The sequence below is a fragment of the Streptomyces sp. NBC_00442 genome (assembly GCF_036014195.1).
In the GTDB taxonomy this organism is placed as follows: Bacteria; Actinomycetota; Actinomycetes; order Streptomycetales; family Streptomycetaceae; genus Streptomyces.
Map to the genome: position 1 here is coordinate 3,804,249 of NZ_CP107918.1, position 16,089 is coordinate 3,820,337.

Annotated in this window: 16 protein-coding genes; 9 read left to right on the top strand and 7 right to left on the bottom strand. The window is 72.1% G+C overall.

Annotation, left to right across the window (positions count from 1 at the left end):
- Positions 1–100 precede the first annotated feature (100 nt).
- From OG432_RS17150 to paaA, 5 genes are read right to left on the bottom strand one after another with little or no spacing between them, the layout of a single operon-like run.
- The gene (locus tag OG432_RS17150; protein ID WP_328311810.1) at positions 101–1,153 is read right to left on the bottom strand and encodes a 2Fe-2S iron-sulfur cluster-binding protein; all 1,053 of its coding nucleotides are present in this window, start codon (positions 1,151–1,153) and stop codon (positions 101–103) included.
- Positions 1,154–1,657, bottom strand: coding sequence for a 1,2-phenylacetyl-CoA epoxidase subunit PaaD (gene paaD / locus OG432_RS17155; protein ID WP_328311811.1), 504 nt, complete (start codon positions 1,655–1,657; stop codon positions 1,154–1,156).
- On the bottom strand, positions 1,651–2,370 hold the full coding sequence (paaC, locus tag OG432_RS17160) for a 1,2-phenylacetyl-CoA epoxidase subunit PaaC (RefSeq protein ID WP_328311812.1): 720 nt from the start codon (positions 2,368–2,370) through the stop codon (positions 1,651–1,653). Before paaC ends, paaD begins: the two co-directional genes overlap by 7 nt.
- On the bottom strand, positions 2,367–2,654 hold the full coding sequence (gene paaB / locus OG432_RS17165) for a 1,2-phenylacetyl-CoA epoxidase subunit PaaB (protein ID WP_328311813.1): 288 nt from the start codon (positions 2,652–2,654) through the stop codon (positions 2,367–2,369). The genes paaC and paaB overlap by 4 nt, the downstream gene beginning before the upstream one ends.
- Positions 2,651–3,640, bottom strand: coding sequence for a 1,2-phenylacetyl-CoA epoxidase subunit PaaA (gene paaA, locus OG432_RS17170; protein WP_328311814.1), 990 nt, complete (start codon positions 3,638–3,640; stop codon positions 2,651–2,653). The genes paaB and paaA overlap by 4 nt, the downstream gene beginning before the upstream one ends.
- A 135-nt stretch (positions 3,641–3,775) precedes the next feature.
- Here paaA and OG432_RS17175 point away from each other — a divergent pair, with 135 nt between their 5' ends.
- From OG432_RS17175 to OG432_RS17185, 3 genes are all read left to right on the top strand, one after another.
- Positions 3,776–4,687 carry a DUF5819 family protein gene (locus tag OG432_RS17175; RefSeq protein ID WP_328311815.1) on the top strand — a complete coding sequence of 304 codons (912 nt, stop codon included), beginning with the start codon at positions 3,776–3,778 and terminating at the stop codon, positions 4,685–4,687.
- Positions 4,684–5,985 carry an HTTM domain-containing protein gene (locus OG432_RS17180; protein ID WP_328311816.1) on the top strand — a complete coding sequence of 434 codons (1,302 nt, stop codon included), beginning with the start codon at positions 4,684–4,686 and terminating at the stop codon, positions 5,983–5,985. Before OG432_RS17175 ends, OG432_RS17180 begins: the two co-directional genes overlap by 4 nt.
- Before the next feature lie 74 nt (positions 5,986–6,059).
- On the top strand, positions 6,060–6,692 hold the full coding sequence (locus OG432_RS17185) for a TrmH family RNA methyltransferase (protein WP_328315137.1): 633 nt from the start codon (positions 6,060–6,062) through the stop codon (positions 6,690–6,692).
- Positions 6,693–6,769: 77 nt separating this feature from the next.
- On the opposite strand, the gene paaN is transcribed toward OG432_RS17185, so the two are convergent.
- Positions 6,770–8,434 carry a phenylacetic acid degradation protein PaaN gene (gene paaN, locus OG432_RS17190; RefSeq protein ID WP_328311817.1) on the bottom strand — a complete coding sequence of 555 codons (1,665 nt, stop codon included), beginning with the start codon at positions 8,432–8,434 and terminating at the stop codon, positions 6,770–6,772.
- Positions 8,435–8,650: 216 nt separating this feature from the next.
- On the opposite strand from paaN, the gene OG432_RS17195 reads away from it, so the two are divergent.
- Genes OG432_RS17195 through OG432_RS17205 form a run of 3 tightly spaced genes read left to right on the top strand, consistent with a single transcriptional unit; the run spans position 8,651 to position 11,719 of the window.
- The gene (locus tag OG432_RS17195; RefSeq protein ID WP_328311818.1) at positions 8,651–10,267 is read left to right on the top strand and encodes a 3-hydroxyacyl-CoA dehydrogenase; all 1,617 of its coding nucleotides are present in this window, start codon (positions 8,651–8,653) and stop codon (positions 10,265–10,267) included.
- The gene (locus OG432_RS17200; RefSeq protein WP_328311819.1) at positions 10,264–10,857 is read left to right on the top strand and encodes a TetR/AcrR family transcriptional regulator; all 594 of its coding nucleotides are present in this window, start codon (positions 10,264–10,266) and stop codon (positions 10,855–10,857) included. Before OG432_RS17195 ends, OG432_RS17200 begins: the two co-directional genes overlap by 4 nt.
- 49 nt (positions 10,858–10,906) lie before the next feature.
- The gene (locus OG432_RS17205; protein ID WP_328311820.1) at positions 10,907–11,719 is read left to right on the top strand and encodes a hypothetical protein; all 813 of its coding nucleotides are present in this window, start codon (positions 10,907–10,909) and stop codon (positions 11,717–11,719) included.
- 54 nt (positions 11,720–11,773) lie between these two features.
- Here OG432_RS17205 and OG432_RS17210 read toward each other — a convergent pair whose 3' ends face one another.
- Entirely contained in the window at positions 11,774–12,262 is a 489-nt protein-coding gene (locus OG432_RS17210; protein ID WP_328311821.1) for an Lrp/AsnC family transcriptional regulator, read from the bottom strand.
- Positions 12,263–12,442: 180 nt separating this feature from the next.
- Between OG432_RS17210 and pdhA the strand changes: the two genes are divergently transcribed.
- From pdhA to OG432_RS17225, 3 genes are read left to right on the top strand one after another with little or no spacing between them, the layout of a single operon-like run.
- On the top strand, positions 12,443–13,567 hold the full coding sequence (pdhA, locus tag OG432_RS17215; RefSeq protein WP_328311822.1) for a pyruvate dehydrogenase (acetyl-transferring) E1 component subunit alpha: 1,125 nt from the start codon (positions 12,443–12,445) through the stop codon (positions 13,565–13,567).
- Entirely contained in the window at positions 13,567–14,598 is a 1,032-nt protein-coding gene (locus OG432_RS17220; protein WP_328311823.1) for an alpha-ketoacid dehydrogenase subunit beta, read from the top strand. Before pdhA ends, OG432_RS17220 begins: the two co-directional genes overlap by 1 nt.
- Complete coding sequence (locus tag OG432_RS17225) at positions 14,598–16,073, top strand: dihydrolipoamide acetyltransferase family protein (protein WP_328311824.1); 1,476 nt, start codon at positions 14,598–14,600, stop codon at positions 16,071–16,073. The genes OG432_RS17220 and OG432_RS17225 overlap by 1 nt, the downstream gene beginning before the upstream one ends.
- Positions 16,074–16,089 lie beyond the last annotated feature (16 nt).

Sequence of the window (16,089 nt, forward strand, 5' to 3'; positions counted from 1 at the left end):
ACACCCATGGCCCCGGACACTCATGGCCCCGGACACCCATGGCCCCGGGCGCCCCGGTCCTCACCGGCCCTCACCGGCCCTCAGCGGCCCTCAGCGGCCCTCACCGGTCGAAGTCGAGCTCCACCTCCCCCGTGGCGGGGTGCGACTGGCAGGCGAGGACATAGCCCGCCTCCGTCTCCTCCGGCTCCAGCGCGAAGTTGCGCTCCATCCGGACCTCGCCCTTGACCAGGAAGGCCCGGCACGTCCCGCACACCCCGCCCTTGCAGGCGTACGGCGCGTCGGCGCGGGCGCGCAGCACCGTCTCCAGCAGGGATTCGCCCTCGCGCACCGGCCAGTTGCCCGAACGGCCGTCCAGCGTCGCGGTGAGGGTGGCACGCGAGGGGGCGGCCGCCGCGGCCACCGCGACCGGCGCCGCATCGACGTGGAAGATCTCCTGGTGGATACGGGTGCGGTCGACGCCGAGGCCGCGCAGCGCCCGCTCGGCTCCCTGGACCAGGCCGAAGGGCCCGCACAGGAACCAGCCGTCGATGTCGGCCACCGGAAGCAGCGCGGGCAGCAGGGTGTCCAGCCGCGCGCGGTCGAGCCGGCCGGAGGGCAGCCCGGACTGCTGTTCCTCCCGGGACAGCACGGTGACCAGCTGGAACCGTTCGGGATAGCGGTCCTTCAGGTCGGCCGTCTCTTCGAGGAACATCGTCGACGCGGCGCTGCGGTCGCTGCGTATGAGGCAGAACCGCGCCTCGGGCTCGCGGGCGAGCAGTGTCGCCGCGATCGACAGGACCGGGGTGATGCCGCTGCCTCCGACGATCGCCGCGAAATGGCCGGGGCGCGGCGGCAGGACGAAGCGCCCCATAGGCTCCATGACGTCGACCGTGTCGCCGACGGCGAGTTCCTTGAAGGCGTACGTGGAGAACGCGCCGCCCTCCACGACGCGGATGCCGACGCGCAGCACCGGCTCGTCCGGCGCCTCGACGGCGGGCGCGCAGATCGAGTACGTACGGCGGATCTCCGCGCCACCCACGCTGCGACGCAGGGCGAGGTGCTGGCCGGGGCGGTGGCGGTAGGCCTCGCGAAGCTCGGGCGGTACGGCGAACGTGACGGCCACCGCGTCGTCAGTGAGCCGCTCTACCTCGCTGACCCGGAGCGGATGGAACATCTACAACTCCTTGAAGTGGTCGAACGGTTCACGGCAGGAGACGCAGCGGCGCAGCGCCTTGCACGCGGTCGAGGAGAAGCGGCTGAGCAGCTCGGTGTCGGTGGATCCGCAGTGCGGGCAGCGCACCGACAGGGTGAGCGCGACCGGTCCCTCCGCGGTGTGCGGGCGCGGGGGAGCTATGCCGAACTCGGCGAGCTTGCGGCGCCCTTCGGCGCTGATGTCGTCGGTCGACCAGGCGGGCGACAGGACGCGCACGACCGACACCTCCGGGATGCCGTGGTCGTGCAGTATGCGCTCGATGTCCGAGGTCATGGTCTCGACGGCGGGGCAGCCGGTGTAGGTGGGGGTGAGTTCGACCCGTACCTTGCCGGGCGCCTCGACGTGCAGGGCGCGGAGCACGCCGAGTTCGTCGAGGGTCAGGACCGGCAGTTCGGGGTCGGGGACGGAACCGGCGAGGCGCCGCAGTTCGCTCTCCAGCGGGGTGGGGCGGGTGTCGGTCACCATGACGCCCCCGGGTGGCTGCGGTGCAGGTGCTGCATTTCGGCGAGCATCCGCCCGAACGGTTCGGTGTGCAGGCCCTGCCGGCCCGCACCCGCCGCCCAGGCTCCGGCGCGCGGGCCTTCGGGAACGGTCAGGGTGGCCCGGCTCAGGATCGAGGTCACCGATGCCGTCCACCGTGCGTCCAGGCCGGCCCAGTCGAGGTCGATGCCGGGGATCGGCTGGAACATCTCGCCGGTGTAGCGCCACAGCGCGTCCACGGCCTGCCGCATCCGTCCGTGGCTCTCCTCGGTGCCGTCGCCCAGGCGCAGCGTCCACAGCTCGGCGTGGTCGCGGTGGTAGTCGACCTCCTTGACCGCCTTCGCCGCGAGGGCGGTGAACTCGCTCTCGCCTTGCGCCAGTTCGCCGTAGAGAAGGTGCTGGTACGTGGAGAAGTACAGCTGGCGGGCGATGGTGTGGGCGAAGTCGCCGTTGGGCTGCTCGACGAGCTGGAGGTTGCGGAAGGCCCGCTCCTCGCGGAGGTAGGCCAGCTCGTCCTCGTCGCCGGCCTGGGAGAGCAGGACCCGCGCCTGGCCGAGCAGGTCGAGGGCGATGTTGGCCAGGGCGACCTCCTCTTCGAGCACGGGCGCGTGGCCCGCCCACTCCCCCAGCCGGTGCGACAGCACGAGCGCGTCGTCGCCGAGGGCCAGGGCGGCGTCCGCCGAGACGATGGCCGTCACAGGTGCTTCACCCCTTCGGGGATCTCGTAGAACGTCGGGTGGCGGTAGGGCTTGTCGGCGGCCGGGTCGAAGAACGCGTCCTTCTCGTCGGGCGAGGACGCGCTGATCGCCGCGGACGGCACGACCCAGATGGAGACGCCTTCCGACCTGCGGGTGTAGAGGTCGCGGGCATTGCGCAGGGCCATCTCGGCGTCGGGCGCGTGCAGGCTTCCCGCGTGGGTGTGGGAGAGCCCGCGGCGCGAGCGCACGAACACCTCCCACAGCGGCCAGTCGTGCGTGCTCATGCCGTTGCCTCTCCGTTCGCGTGCTGCGCTTGCTGCTTCGTGGCGTAGGCGGCGGCCGCGTCGCGGACCCAGGCGCCTTCCTCGTGGGCACGGCGGCGCTGGGTGATCCGCTGCTCGTTGCAGGGGCCGTTGCCCTTGAGGACCTCCCAGAACTCCGTCCAGTCGATCTCGCCGAAGTCGTGGTGGCCGCGCTCCTCGTTCCAGCGCAGATCGGGGTCGGGCAGGCTCAGCCCGAGGGCCTCGGCCTGGCCGACCGCTATGTCCACGAAACGCTGGCGCAGCTCGTCGTTGGAGTGCCGCTTGATCTTCCAGGCCATCGACTGGGCGGAGTGCGCCGAGGCGTCGTCGGGCGGGCCGAACATCATCAGCGACGGCCACCACCAGCGGTTCACCGCGTCCTGCGCCATGGCGTGCTGCTCGGGCGTGCCCCGGGACAGTGCCAGCAGGAGCTCGAACCCCTGGCGCTGATGGAAGGACTCCTCCTTGCAGATGCGGACCATCGCGCGGGCGTACGGCCCATAGGAGCAGCGGCACAGCGGGACCTGGTTGGTGATCGCCGCGCCGTCCACCAGCCAGCCGATCGCGCCGACGTCGGCCCAGGTCAGGGTGGGGTAGTTGAAGATCGAGGAGTACTTCTGGCGGCCCGAGTGCAGCTTGTCGAGGAGCTCGTCGCGGCCGGTGCCGAGCGTTTCGGCCGCGCTGTACAGGTAGAGGCCGTGGCCCGCCTCGTCCTGGACCTTCGCCATCAGGATCGCCTTGCGGCGCAGGGACGGGGCGCGGGTGATCCAGTTGGCCTCCGGCTGCATGCCGATGATCTCGGAATGGGCGTGCTGCGCCATCTGGCGGACCAGCGAGGAGCGGTACTCCTCGGGCATCCAGTCGCGCGGCTCGATCCGCTCGTCCGCGGCGACGGCCGCGTCGAACACCGCCCGGTGCGCGTCGCCCGTCTCTGCGGCTGCCGTGGCTGTCGCGGTCACTCCGGTCATTCAGGCCCCCTGCCGAGCTGCTGTGCGGTGGTCCATCAACCGACCGATCGTTCGGTCCAGTGACTTCAATGGTGAGTCGACGGCCCGTAGGGTGTCAACCCTGTGGATAACTCAGCGGGTGCCGATCGGGGCGGGATGGATTCGTACAAGAACGGGGCCAGTGCCGGGAGCAGGGCCGAGGACAGCGCATCCGAGCAGGTCGGAGTGGGTGCGGACGGCTCCGGCGACCCGGTGACGAGCGAGCGGGCAGCCCCGGCGGGGCAGGAATCCGCCCCGGAATCCGTCCCGGAAACCGGCCCCCCATCCGGGCCGTCCGGCGCGCCGCGCGACCCCGCCGGGGACCTCTCGGACGCCGGTGGCGGTGGCGGGGGCGAGGGCGAGGCCCCGCAGGGGATCGCCGGGCTGCCCGTCCGGTTCCAGGCGGTGGCCGCCGTCGGGCTCGCGGTCGTCGGCGTGATCGCCTTGGTGCAGATCGGGATGGTGTTCCTGCACGTCGCACCGTCCAACACCATCAGCAAGCAGTACGGCACCGCGGTCGACGACTGGATCTACCCCGAGTTCGAGCAGAACTGGAAGCTCTTCGCGCCCAATCCGCTCCAGCAGAACATCGACGTCCAGGGGCGTGCCGAGATCAAGTTGCCGGACGGCAGCACCAGGACCACCGACTGGATCGACTTCTCGGCCCAGGACGGCGCCGCCATCCGCCACAACCCGCTGCCCAGTCACACCGAGCAGAACGAACTGCGCCGCGGCTGGGACTTCTTCGTCGGGTCCCACACCGACGACAACAAGCCGAACGGCCTGCGCGGCGAGCTGTCCGAGCAGTACCTGCGGCGCATCGTGATGCTCAGGCTCGGCGCGCACCGCGACGGCGGCACGGTCGACCGGATCCAGCTCCGGTCCATGACGATCTCCGTCAAGGGCCCGTCATGGAGCGACGAGAAGACCGACACCCGGCCGTCCTACCGGGTGATCCCCTGGTGGACGGTGGGCCCGGCCGACCTGCCCAAGGGCGCCGGCGACGCACGCACGGAGGCGCAGCGGTGACCACGTACGACCACGACGAGCCGGCCGGCCACCGCTCCCCGGCCACCGGTACCTCCCGACCGCCCGCAGGCACCGGCGCCATCCACACCTCCGCCACCCCCGGCCCCGCCCAGGTGCCCCCCGGCCCCGGCGAGACGTGGGCCGCGCGCGCCGTGCGGGTCGCTTCGGCCGCGGCCCTCGGCCCGTACCAGAGCGCCGTCGTACGGATCGGTTTCTCCGCGACCTGGCTGTTCTTCCTGCTGCGCGAGCTGCCCAACCGGCGTGAGCTGTACGGCCCCGACGGACCCTGGAGCTGGGGCCTCGGCAACCGTCTGGTGGACGGGAACCACGCGTTCACCGTGCTCCTGTGGAGCGACAGCACCGTCTGGTTCGAGGTCGTGTACGCGCTCGCCGTCGTGTCGAGCGTGCTCCTCCTGCTCGGCTGGCGCACCCGCACCATGTCCGTCGTCTTCATGATCGGCGTGCTCTCTCTGCAGAATCGCTCCGTCTTCGCGGGGGACGGCGGTGACAACGTCATCCACCTGATGGCGATCTATCTCGTCTTCACGCGGTGCGCCCGCGTCTGGTCGCTGGACGCGCGGCGCCTCGCGCGCGGCGGCCGGGACCGGGTCGGCCCGGTGCTGTGGGCGGTGTGCGGACTCGCGCTGCTGGCCGGTACCTGGCGTACGTCCGGGGCCGGTGTCTTCGGCGCCGGCGAGTGGTGGCTGTGGGTCGTGTTCTGGGGCATGTGGGCCGCGCAGGGGCTGTGGTGGGCGGCCCACCGGTACGCGGGCGCCGACGCGCGGGCGCTGCTCGACGTCCTCGCCAACCTCGTCCACAATGCCGCGATGGTCGTGATCATGGCGGAGGTCTGCCTGGTCTACGCGACCGCCGGCTGGTACAAGATCCAGGGCAGCCGCTGGCAGGACGGCACGGCGCTGTTCTACCCGCTCAAGCTCGACTACTTCTCGCCGTGGCCCGAACTCTCCTCCCTGCTGGGCACGAGCGGCGTGATCGTCATGCTCCTCACCTATGGAACGGTCATGGTGCAGGTGGCGTTCCCGTTCACGCTGTTCAACCGCCGGGTCAAGAACGTGCTGCTGGTGGCGATGATGCTGGAGCACGCCGGGATCGCGGTCCTGCTGGGCCTGCCGTTCTTCTCCCTCGCGATGATCGCCGCCGACGCCGTGTTCCTTCCGACGTCCTTCCTGCGCCGGGTGGGGGCCTACGCGGGCCGGCTGCGGCCGGGCGCGCGCCTTCCCGGGCAGCGCGGACAGGGGGCGGACGAGGTCGAAAGGCCCCGTACGCTCGTGGGGTGAGCAGCACCGAACAGCCGGCCCGCGCCGAGGACACCACCCCGGCCGGCGTCGAGGAGACCCCGGCCGGCGACCCCATGCAGTACGACGAAGGCTTCGGCCCGGCCGAGGTCGGGGTGGGTCCGCACCCGTTGCCCTGGCCCGAGGGCGAGCGCTACGACCCGGAGCTGCTCGCCCATGGCGACCGGCGCAATGTCGTCGACGCCTACCGCTACTGGACGCGCGAGGCGATCGTCGCGGACCTCGACACCCGGCGGCACGACTTCCACGTGGCCGTCGAGAACTGGGGCCACGACTTCAACATCGGATCCGTGGTGCGCACCGCCAACGCGTTCCTCGCCAAGGAGATCCACATCGTGGGCCGGCGCCGCTGGAACCGGCGCGGGGCCATGGTCACCGACCGCTACCAGCATGTGCGCCACCACCCGGACACCGAGTCGCTGACCGCATGGGCGCTGGCGGAGGGCGTGCCGATCATCGGCATCGACAATCTGCCGGGCGCGGTGCCGCTGGAGCGGACCGAGCTGCCGCGCCGATGTGTCCTGCTCTTCGGGCAGGAGGGCCCCGGGCTCACCGAGGAGGCGCGCGAGCACGCCCATATGGTGTGCTCCATCGCCCAGTTCGGCTCCACGCGGTCCATCAACGCGGGCGCCGCCGCGGCCATCGCGATGCACGCCTGGGTGCAGCGGCACGCCGTCGTCCCCGGCTGACGCGCCGCCCGGGTGCAGCGGCACGCCGTCGTCCCCGACCGACGCGCCGCTGCCGCCCGCCCCGTGAGGGGCCGTGCTCAGGCCTGCCTGCGGACCTCCACCACGCGGAAGCGGTTGGCCACGAACGCCCCGTCGCACAGGGCCGCGTTGGCCGCGGGGTTGCCGCCCGAGCCGTGGAAGTCGGAGAAGGCGGCCGTCTGGTTGACGTAGACCCCGCCCGTCAGGTTCAGCGACAGCTGGGCCGACTCCTCCAGGCAGACATCCTCCACCGCGCGCTCCACCTCGGGTGAGGTGGTGTACGCGCCGACCGTCATGGCGCCCTTGTCGCGGACCGTGCGGCGCAGCAGCTCGACCGCGTCCGCCGTGGAGTCGACGGCGACGGCGAAGGAGACCGGGCCGAAACACTCCGACAGGTAGGCGGCCTCGCTGTCCGGCTTCGCGCCGTCCAGCTTGACGATCACGGGGGTGCGCACCACCGCCCCGGGGAACTCGGGGTTGGCCACCTCCCGTGAGGGCAGGGCGACTTCCCCGAGGCCCGCCGCCGCCTCCAGACGGGACTTCACATCGGGGTTGACGAGGGCGCCGAGCAGCGCGTTGGCCCGGCCGTCGTCGCCGAGGAGGCCACCGACCGCGCCCGCGAGGTCGGTGACCACCTCGTCGTAGGACTTCCTTCCCGCGTCGGTGGTGATGCCGTCGCGGGGGATCAGCAGGTTCTGCGGGGTGGTGCACATCTGGCCGCTGTAGAGGGACAGCGAGAAGGACAGGTTGGCGAGCATGCCCTTGTAGTCGTCGGTGGAGTCGATGACCACCGTGTTGACGCCGGCCTTCTCCGTGTAGACCTGCGCCTGGCGGGCGTTGGCCTCCAGCCAGTCGCCGAAGGCGGAGGAGCCCGTGTAGTCGATGATCTTGATCTCGGGGCGGACCGCGAGGGTCTTGGCGATGCCCTCGCCGGGCCGCTCGGCCGCGAGCGCCACCAGGTTGGGGTCGAAGCCCGCCTCGGCCAGCACCTCGCGCGCCACCTTCACCGTCATCGCGAGCGGCAGCACCGCGCGCGGGTGCGGCTTGACCAGGACCGGGTTGCCGGTGGCGAGGGAGGCGAAGAGGCCCGGGTAGCCGTTCCACGTCGGGAAGGTGTTGCAGCCGATGAGCAGGGCAATGCCGCGCCCGGCCGGCGTGAACGTCTTGGTGAGCTCCAGAGGGTCGCGCTTGCCCTGCGGCTTGGACCAGGCGGCGCTGCCCGAGGGGGTGCGGGTCTGCTCCTGGTAGGCGTACGCGACGGCCTCGAGCCCGCGGTCCTGGGCGTGCGGGCCACCGGCCTGGAACGCCATCATGAAGGCCTGGCCGCTGGTGTGCATGACCGCGTGCGCGAACTCGTGGGTGCGCGCTCCGATGCGGGCCAGGATCTCGACGCAGACCAGCGCCCGCGTCTCGGGCCCGGCGGCCCGCCAGGCGGCCATGCCGGCGCGCATCGCGGGCAGCAGGACGTCGAGGTCGGGGTGCGGGTACTGGACGCCCAACTCGATTCCGTAGGGCGAGACTTCGGCGCCCGTCCAGTCGTCGGTGCCCGGCTGGTCGAGGTCGAAGCGGCGGTTCAGGAGCGCGTCGAAGGCAGCCTTGCCGTCCTCGGCCCCGGTCTCCCCGTAGGCCTTGGGGTGCTCCGGGTGCGGCGACCAGTACGCACGCGTGCGGATCGCCTCCAGGGCCCCGTCCAGGGTGGGCCTGTGCTTCTCGGTCAGCTGCATGGAGCAACTCCTCGTCGAGTCTTCGAGCTGGGCAGGGAGAGCCGGACACCGTTAGAGTAACCGAACGATCGGTCGGGACAAGAGGGTCCGGGGAAACCTGTGGACAACGGCAAACCTGTGGACAACTCCCGGCCACGCCCGCCGCGGCGCCCGTCGTGCGGCCCCGTGAGGGGGCCCGCCGGGCCCGTGGGCACGCCGTAGGGGAGGATCGCGTTCATGACCAAAACCGCCAGCGCCTCAGCGATCGCGCCGAGCCGTACCGTCGCCGTCGTCGGCACCGGGACCATGGGGCAGGGCATCGCCCAGGTCGCCCTCGTCGCCGGACACCCCGTACGGCTCTACGACGCCGTGCCCGGCCGGGCACGCGAGGCCGCGGACGCCCTTGCCGGCCGCCTGGAGCGGCTGGTCGACAAGGGCCGCATGGACGGCGCCGCACGCGACGCCGCGCTGGCCCGTCTGTACCCCGCCGACGCCCTCGCCGAGCTCGCCGACGCGGCGCTCGTCGTCGAGGCCGTCCTGGAACAACTCCCCGTCAAGCAGGAGCTGTTCACCGCGCTCGAAGCGGTGGTGGCCGAGGACTGCCTGCTCGCCACCAACACCTCCTCGCTCTCGGTCACCGCGATCGCGGGGGCGCTCGCGCACCCCGGCCGCTTCGTCGGCCTGCACTTCTTCAACCCTGCGCCGCTGCTCCCGCTGGTCGAGGTCGTCAGCGGTTTCGCCACCGACGAGGCCGCCGCGACCCGTGCGTACGAGACGGCGCAAGCCTGGGGCAAGACGCCGGTGCGCTGCACCGACACCCCGGGCTTCATCGTCAACCGCATCGCCCGCCCCTTCTACGCCGAAGCCTTCGCCGTCCACGAGGAGCGGGGCGCGGACCCGGCCACCATCGACGCGGTGCTGCGCGAGTGCGGCGGTTTCCGGATGGGCCCGTTCGAACTGACCGACCTCATCGGGCAGGACGTGAACGAGGCGGTGACGCGCTCGGTCTGGGAGTCCTTCTTCCAGAGCCCCAAGTTCACCCCGTCCCTCGCCCAGCGCCGCCTGGTCGAGTCCGGGCTGCACGGGCGCAAGAGCGGGCGCGGCTGGTACGCGTACGAGGCACCTGGCGTATCCGGCGCGGCGGGCTCCTCCAGCGCGTCCAGCGCCGGTGGTGCCGGTGGTGCGGGTGCCGCCGGTGGCGCGCCCTCACAGAATGCGGGGCGCCCCGAGCCGCACACCGCCCCGCCCGCGAAGGCGCCCGCGTCCGTCACCGTCGTCGGTGACCTGGGCCCGGCCCGCGAACTGGTCGCGATGATGACCGAAGCCGGCATCGACGTGACGAGCGTCAACGAGGGCGGCCCCTACATCGAGCTTCCGGGGGATGGACAGCTCGTCCCGGCCGACGGCAAGACGTCCGTCGAGTTCGCGGACGTCGTGTACTTCGACCTCGCCCTCGACTACCGGGGCGCCACCCGCATCGCGCTCTCCGCGAGCGAGGACACCTCCGAGCGCGCCGTGGCCGAAGCCGTCGGCCTGTTCCAGAAGCTCGGCAAGGAGGTCAGCGTCATCGGTGACGTGCCGGGCATGATCGTCGCCCGTACCGTCGCGATGCTCGTCGATCTCGCCGCCGACGCCATCGCCAAGGGTGTCGCCACACCCGAGGACATCGACACCGCGATGCGCCTCGGCGTCAACTACCCGCTGGGGCCGGTCGAATGGAACCGGCGCCTGGGCCGGGACTGGGCGTACGACGTGCTCTCGGCGCTCCACGAGCGCTGCCCCACCGGCCGCTACGCGCCCTCGCTCGCGCTCTACCGACAGGCGTACGCCGGCGACGAGGAGACGGGCTCATGACCACGGCCAAGCGCGACACCTACACGCCCGAGACCCTCCTGACGGTGGCGGTGCGGATCTTCAACGAGCGTGGCTACGACGGCACGTCGATGGAGCACCTGTCCAAGGCGGCCGGGATCTCCAAGTCGTCGATCTACCACCATGTCTCCGGCAAGGAGGAACTCCTGCGCCGGGCCGTGAGCCGCGCCATCGACGGTCTCTTCGGCGTCCTGGACGAACCCGGTGCCCAGCGCGGCCGCTCCATCGAGCGGGTCGAGTACGTCACCCGACGTACCGTCGAAGTCCTCACGGCCGAACTCCCCTACGTCACGCTGCTGTTGCGCGTCCGCGGCAACACCAAGACGGAGCGCTGGGCCATGGAGCGCCGCCGGGAGTTCGACCAGCGCGTCGCCGACCTGCTCAAGGCGGCCGTCGCCGACGGTGACCTCCGCGACGACCTGGACATTCGGCTGGCGACCCGGCTGCTCTTCGGCATGGTCAACTCCCTGGTGGAGTGGTACCGGCCGCAGCGCGAGGGCGAGGCGGACGGGGACCAGGTGGCCGACACGGTGGTCAGGATGGCGTTCGAGGGGTTGCGGACCGGCCATTGAGGACCGGGGCCGTTGACGGAGCCACCGAAGCGGATCACCATCCACGGACATGGCTGCCTCGCGAACTCCTGCGCCCGTTGTGTCCCTCTGCGCCGTGGTGCTGCTCGCGGGGCTGACGCTGACCGGATGCAGCGGCACAGGCGGCACGGACGACGCGGCGGGCAGGAAGCCGAACGCGACAGCAGCCGTCGAGAAGGCCGCCGTCCCGCCCGGTGGGCGGACGGAACCCGTCAAGGGCGACACGTTCGGCTGTCTGACGCCCGAGCAGGCCAAGACTGACTCTGTCGTCTTCCCGTCCACGACGGGATCGCTCACTGGCGGCTTTCTGACCGGAAATGGCAACACCGGGATCGTTCTCGCCCATCAGTCGGGCGGGAACGTCTGCCAGTGGAAGGACAAGGCCGTCGAACTCGGCAAGGCCGGCTTCCGGGTGCTCGCCGTCAACAGCACGACCGGTGACGAGGCCGCCGAGATCGAGGGCGCGGCCGCCACGCTGCGCCACGAGGGCGCCTGGATGCTGCTCCTCATGGGTGCTTCCGAGGGCGGCGCCGCCGGCCTCCGGGCGGCCGACGACATGCTGCTGAAGCCGGACGCGCTCGTCGCGCTGTCCGCGCCCGCGGCATACGGCTCGACGGACGCGGTGGCCGCTGCCAGGGGGCTCGCCGTGCCCATGCTCTACATGGCGGGCGGCCGGGACGGCGCGTCCACCACGGCCGCGCGCGAGCTGAGCGCGGCGAGCACGAAGGCGCCGGAGAACCGCCTGGTGACCGTCGCGGGAACGGCCGAGCGAGGCGTGGGCCTGCTGGCCGCTCCCGACGACTGGGAGACCGTGCTCGCCTTCCTGAAGAAGTACTGCACCTGAGTGGGTGAGTGGGTGAGCGGGCCTGGCCGCACCGCACCGCACCGCACGAGGTGATTACACGGGGTCCAGGTCCGTCTCCTCGAACACCAGGAGCGTCCGCGTGGAGAGCACCTCCGGGATGGACTGGATCCGGGTGAGGACGAGCTCGCGCAGGGCTCTGTTGTCGGGTGTGTGCACCAGGAGCAGCACGTCGAAGTCCCCGCTCACCAGGGCGATGTGGGCGGCGCCCGGCAGCTGTTGGAGTTGCTCGCGGACGGTGCGCCACGAGTTCTGGACGATTTTGAGCGTGATGTACGCGGCGGCGCCCTGGCCCGCCCTCTCGTGGTCCACACGCGCGGTGAAGCCGCGGATCACGCTGTCCTCGACGAGCCGGTTGATCCTGGCGTAGGCGTTGGCGCGCGAGACGTGCACCCGCTCGGCCACGGACCGTATCGAGGCCCGGCCCTCCGCCTGAAGGATCCGCAGGATGTCGTGGTCGATCTCGTCCAGCGGGCGCGGTGGCACCGGCCGTGCGTCGCCGGTGGCCATTTGTTCAGCTGCCATGTCCCCCCGCCTTCCTGTTGTGGACGACCTGTTCCCATCTCAGGCTGTGGAGAACCGTTTGTCCACAGGCTGAAGGCGCCTGTAGCCAAAATGCGTCCACGACCGAACAATCGGTAGGTGAGGGGCGTCACAGTCGCGCCCCCTCCTGGATGTCCGCTCCGCACAAGGAGGTGCATTGGCATGACGGTCCAAGAGCTCCCCGGTGCCGCCGCATACCGGCCGGCCCCTCCACCTGCCTGGAGGCACCGCACCGACCCCGCCCCGCTCCTGCCGGACTCCGAGCCCTTCCGGGTCCTGGGCACGGGCGCCGAGCTCGACCGTGCGCTGATGCTGAAGCTGTACGCGGAGCTGGTCCGTGGCCGCCGCTACAACGCGCAGGCCACCGCGCTCACCAAGCAGGGCCGTCTCGCCGTGTACCCCTCGTCGACCGGTCAGGAGGCCTGCGAGGTCGCCGCCGCCCTCGCCCTGGAGGAGCGTGACTGGCTGTTCCCGAGCTACCGCGACACCCTCGCGGCCGTCGCCCGGGGCCTGGACCCGGTGCAGGCCCTGACGCTGCTGCGCGGCGACTGGCACACCGGCTACGACCCGCGCGAGCACCGCATCGCTCCGCTGTGCACCCCGCTGGCCACCCAGCTCCCGCACGCGGTGGGCCTCGCCCACGCGGCCCGCCTCAAGGGCGACGACGTGGTCGCGCTCGCCCTGGTGGGCGACGGCGGAACCAGCGAGGGCGACTTCCACGAAGCGCTGAACTTCGCGGCCGTGTGGCAGGCGCCGGTGGTCTTCCTGGTGCAGAACAACGGCTTCGCCATCTCCGTGCCGCTCGCCAAGCAGACCGCGGCCCCCTCCCTCGCCCACAAGGCCGTCGGTTACGGAATGCCGGGCCGCCTGGTGGACGGCAACGACGCGCCCGCGGTGCACCAGGTGCTCTCGGAGGCCATCGGCCGGGCCCGGCGCGGCGGCGGCCCCACCCTGATCGAGGCGGTCACGTACCGGATGGAGGCGCACACCAACGCCGACGACGCGACGCGCTACCGCGGCTCCGCCGAGGTCGAGGCCTGGCGCGCACACGACCCGATCCGGATCCTGGAGGGCGAGCTGACGGCCCGCGGCATCCTCGACGAGGACGGCGTGCGTGCCGCGGCCGAGGCCGCCGAGGCCATGGCGGCGGCGCTGCGCGAGCGGATGAACGCCGAGCCGGTCCTCGACCCCATGGACCTCTTCACCGAGGTGTACGCCGAGCGGAACGGCCAACTGCGCGAGCAGGCCGCCCAGTTGCGCGCCGAGCTGGAAGCCGAGGCCCGCTGATGGCCACCGCCACCGACCGCACGGCCGGCCGGAGGACCGCCGGGAAACCCGCCACCATGGCGCAGGCGCTGCAGCGCGCGATGCGCGACGCCATGGCCGAGGACCCCACCGTGCACGTCCTCGGGGAGGACGTCGGCACCCTGGGCGGGGTCTTCCGGGTCACCGACGGGCTGGCCAAGGAGTTCGGTGAGGACCGCTGCACCGACACCCCGCTCGCCGAGGCCGGAATCCTGGGCACGGCCGTCGGCATGGCGATGTACGGGCTGCGGCCGGTCGTCGAGATGCAGTTCGACGCCTTCGCCTACCCGGCCTTCGAGCAGCTCATCAGCCACGTCGCGAAGATGCGCAACCGCACCCGCGGCGCGATGACGATGCCGCTGGTGGTGCGGGTGCCCTACGGCGGCGGCATCGGTGGCGTGGAGCACCACAGCGATTCCAGCGAGGCCTACTACATGGCCACGCCCGGCCTCCAGGTCGTCACCCCCTCCACCGTGGAGGACGCGTACGGGATGCTGAGGGCGGCCATCGCCTCGGACGACCCGGTCGTCTTCCTCGAACCCAAGCGGCTGTACTGGTCGAAGTCCGACTGGTCCCCCGACGACCCGGCGCCGGTGGAGCCCATCGGCAAGGCCGCCGTGCGGCGCACCGGGACGAGCGCCACGCTCATCACGTACGGGCCGTCCGTGCCCGTGTGCCTGGAGGCGGCCGAGGCGGCCCGCGAAGAGGGCTGGGACCTCGAAGTCGTCGACCTGCGCTCGCTGGTCCCGTTCGACGACGAGACGGTGTGCGCTTCGGTGCGCCGCACCGGGCGCGCCGTGGTGGTCCACGAGTCGGCGGGCTTCGGCGGCCCCGGCGGCGAGATAGCGGCCCGGATCACCGAGCGCTGCTTCCACCACCTGGAGGCTCCCGTGCTGCGGGTCGCCGGCTTCGACATTCCCTATCCGCCGCCGATGCTGGAGAAGCACCATCTGCCCGGGGTCGACCGGGTGCTCGACGCGGTGGCACGGCTGCAGTGGGAGGCGGGGCACTGATGCCGAAGGTCCTGGAGTTCAAGCTGCCCGACCTCGGGGAGGGGCTCACCGAGGCGGAGATCGTGCGCTGGCTCGTCGCGGTCGGCGACGTGGTGGCGGTGGACCAGCCGGTGGTCGAGGTGGAGACGGCCAAGGCGATGGTCGAGGTGCCCTGCCCCTACGGGGGAGTGGTCACCGCGCGCTTCGGCGAGGAGGGCACCGAACTGCCGGTCGGCTCGCCCCTGTTGACCGTGGCGGTCGGGCCCTCGCCGGCAGGGGACGCCGTCGAGGACCAGGCACGGGAGGACCAGGCACGGCAGGACCACCAGGCACGGGAGGCCGACGTACGGGAGGGCCGCGTACAGGAGGCCGCCGCGGACGCCGAGTCCTCCGAGTACTCGGGCAATGTGCTGGTCGGCTACGGGACGGGGGCGGCCACCGCCCGCCGCCGCGGCAGGATCAGGCCCGCCACGCCGTTCGCCGCCCCCGCGCCGGCGGCCGCCCCCGTCGCCCCGCAGGCGCCGGTCGAGACCCAGGTCCCCGCCGTGGCGCCCGCGAAGGCGTCGGGGCCGGTGCCGGTCATCTCGCCCCTGGTACGCAGGCTGGCCCGCGAACACGGCCTCGATCTGCGGGCGTTGCGGGGTACCGGTCGCGACGGGCTGATCCTGCGGGCCGACGTGGAGTCGGCGATGAAGGCACCGGTGGCCTCCGCGCCCGAGGCCTCTCGGGCAGCCGTCCCCACGGGCGGCACGCCCGCGCCGGGCACGTCCGCGGCCGTCGCATCCGGGCGCGGTACGTCCACGGGCGGCGCCGAGCGGATCGCGCTGCGCGGCATCAGGGGAGCCGTCGCCGACAAGCTCAGCCGCAGCAGGACCGAAATCCCCGACGCCACCTGCTGGGTGGACGCCGACGCGACCGAGCTGATGGCGGCGCGCGCCGCCATGAACGCGGCAGGCGGCCCCAAGGTGTCCGTGCTCGCGCTGCTCGCCCGGATCTGCACGGCGGCCCTCGCCCGATTCCCCGAGCTCAACTCGACGGTCGACGTCGCGGCCCGCGAGATCGTGCGGCTGCCCGAGGTGCACCTGGGCTTCGCCGCCCAGACCGAGCGTGGCCTGGTCGTGCCGGTCGTCCGCGACGCCCACACCCGCGACGTCGACTCGCTCGGCGCCGAACTGGCCCGGCTCACCGAGGCGTCCCGCACGGGCACGCTGACCCCGGGCGAGCTGACCGGCGGCACCTTCACCCTCAACAACTACGGGGTCTTCGGGGTCGACGGCTCCACGCCGATCATCAACCACCCCGAGGCCGCGATGCTGGGCGTCGGCCGCATCATCCCCAAGCCCTGGGTGCACGAGGGGGAGCTCGCCGTGCGCCAGGTCGTGCAGCTCTCCCTCACCTTCGACCACCGGGTGTGCGACGGCGGCACGGCGGGCGGCTTCCTGCGCTACGTCGCGGACTGCGTGGAACACCCGGTGGTGCTCCTGCGCACCTTGTGACGAACGTCCCCGCCGA

What these genes read in the sequence shown, in the direction of transcription:
- OG432_RS17210 (WP_328311821.1), bottom strand. Translation starts at nt 12,262, where the DNA reads ATGGCAGCTGAACAAATGGCCACCGGCGACGCACGGCCGGTGCCACCG.
- paaA (WP_328311814.1), bottom strand. Translation starts at nt 3,640, where the DNA reads ATGACCGGAGTGACCGCGACAGCCACGGCAGCCGCAGAGACGGGCGAC.
- OG432_RS17205 (WP_328311820.1), top strand. Translation starts at nt 10,907, where the DNA reads ATGGCTGCCTCGCGAACTCCTGCGCCCGTTGTGTCCCTCTGCGCCGTG.
- OG432_RS17225 (WP_328311824.1), top strand. Translation starts at nt 14,598, where the DNA reads ATGCCGAAGGTCCTGGAGTTCAAGCTGCCCGACCTCGGGGAGGGGCTC.
- OG432_RS17200 (WP_328311819.1), top strand. Translation starts at nt 10,264, where the DNA reads ATGACCACGGCCAAGCGCGACACCTACACGCCCGAGACCCTCCTGACG.
- paaN (WP_328311817.1), bottom strand. Translation starts at nt 8,434, where the DNA reads ATGCAGCTGACCGAGAAGCACAGGCCCACCCTGGACGGGGCCCTGGAG.
- OG432_RS17185 (WP_328315137.1), top strand. Translation starts at nt 6,060, where the DNA reads ATGCAGTACGACGAAGGCTTCGGCCCGGCCGAGGTCGGGGTGGGTCCG.
- paaD (WP_328311811.1), bottom strand. Translation starts at nt 1,657, where the DNA reads ATGGTGACCGACACCCGCCCCACCCCGCTGGAGAGCGAACTGCGGCGC.
- paaB (WP_328311813.1), bottom strand. Translation starts at nt 2,654, where the DNA reads ATGAGCACGCACGACTGGCCGCTGTGGGAGGTGTTCGTGCGCTCGCGC.
- OG432_RS17195 (WP_328311818.1), top strand. Translation starts at nt 8,651, where the DNA reads ATGACCAAAACCGCCAGCGCCTCAGCGATCGCGCCGAGCCGTACCGTC.
- pdhA (WP_328311822.1), top strand. Translation starts at nt 12,443, where the DNA reads ATGACGGTCCAAGAGCTCCCCGGTGCCGCCGCATACCGGCCGGCCCCT.
- OG432_RS17175 (WP_328311815.1), top strand. Translation starts at nt 3,776, where the DNA reads ATGGATTCGTACAAGAACGGGGCCAGTGCCGGGAGCAGGGCCGAGGAC.
- OG432_RS17150 (WP_328311810.1), bottom strand. Translation starts at nt 1,153, where the DNA reads ATGTTCCATCCGCTCCGGGTCAGCGAGGTAGAGCGGCTCACTGACGAC.
- OG432_RS17220 (WP_328311823.1), top strand. Translation starts at nt 13,567, where the DNA reads ATGGCCACCGCCACCGACCGCACGGCCGGCCGGAGGACCGCCGGGAAA.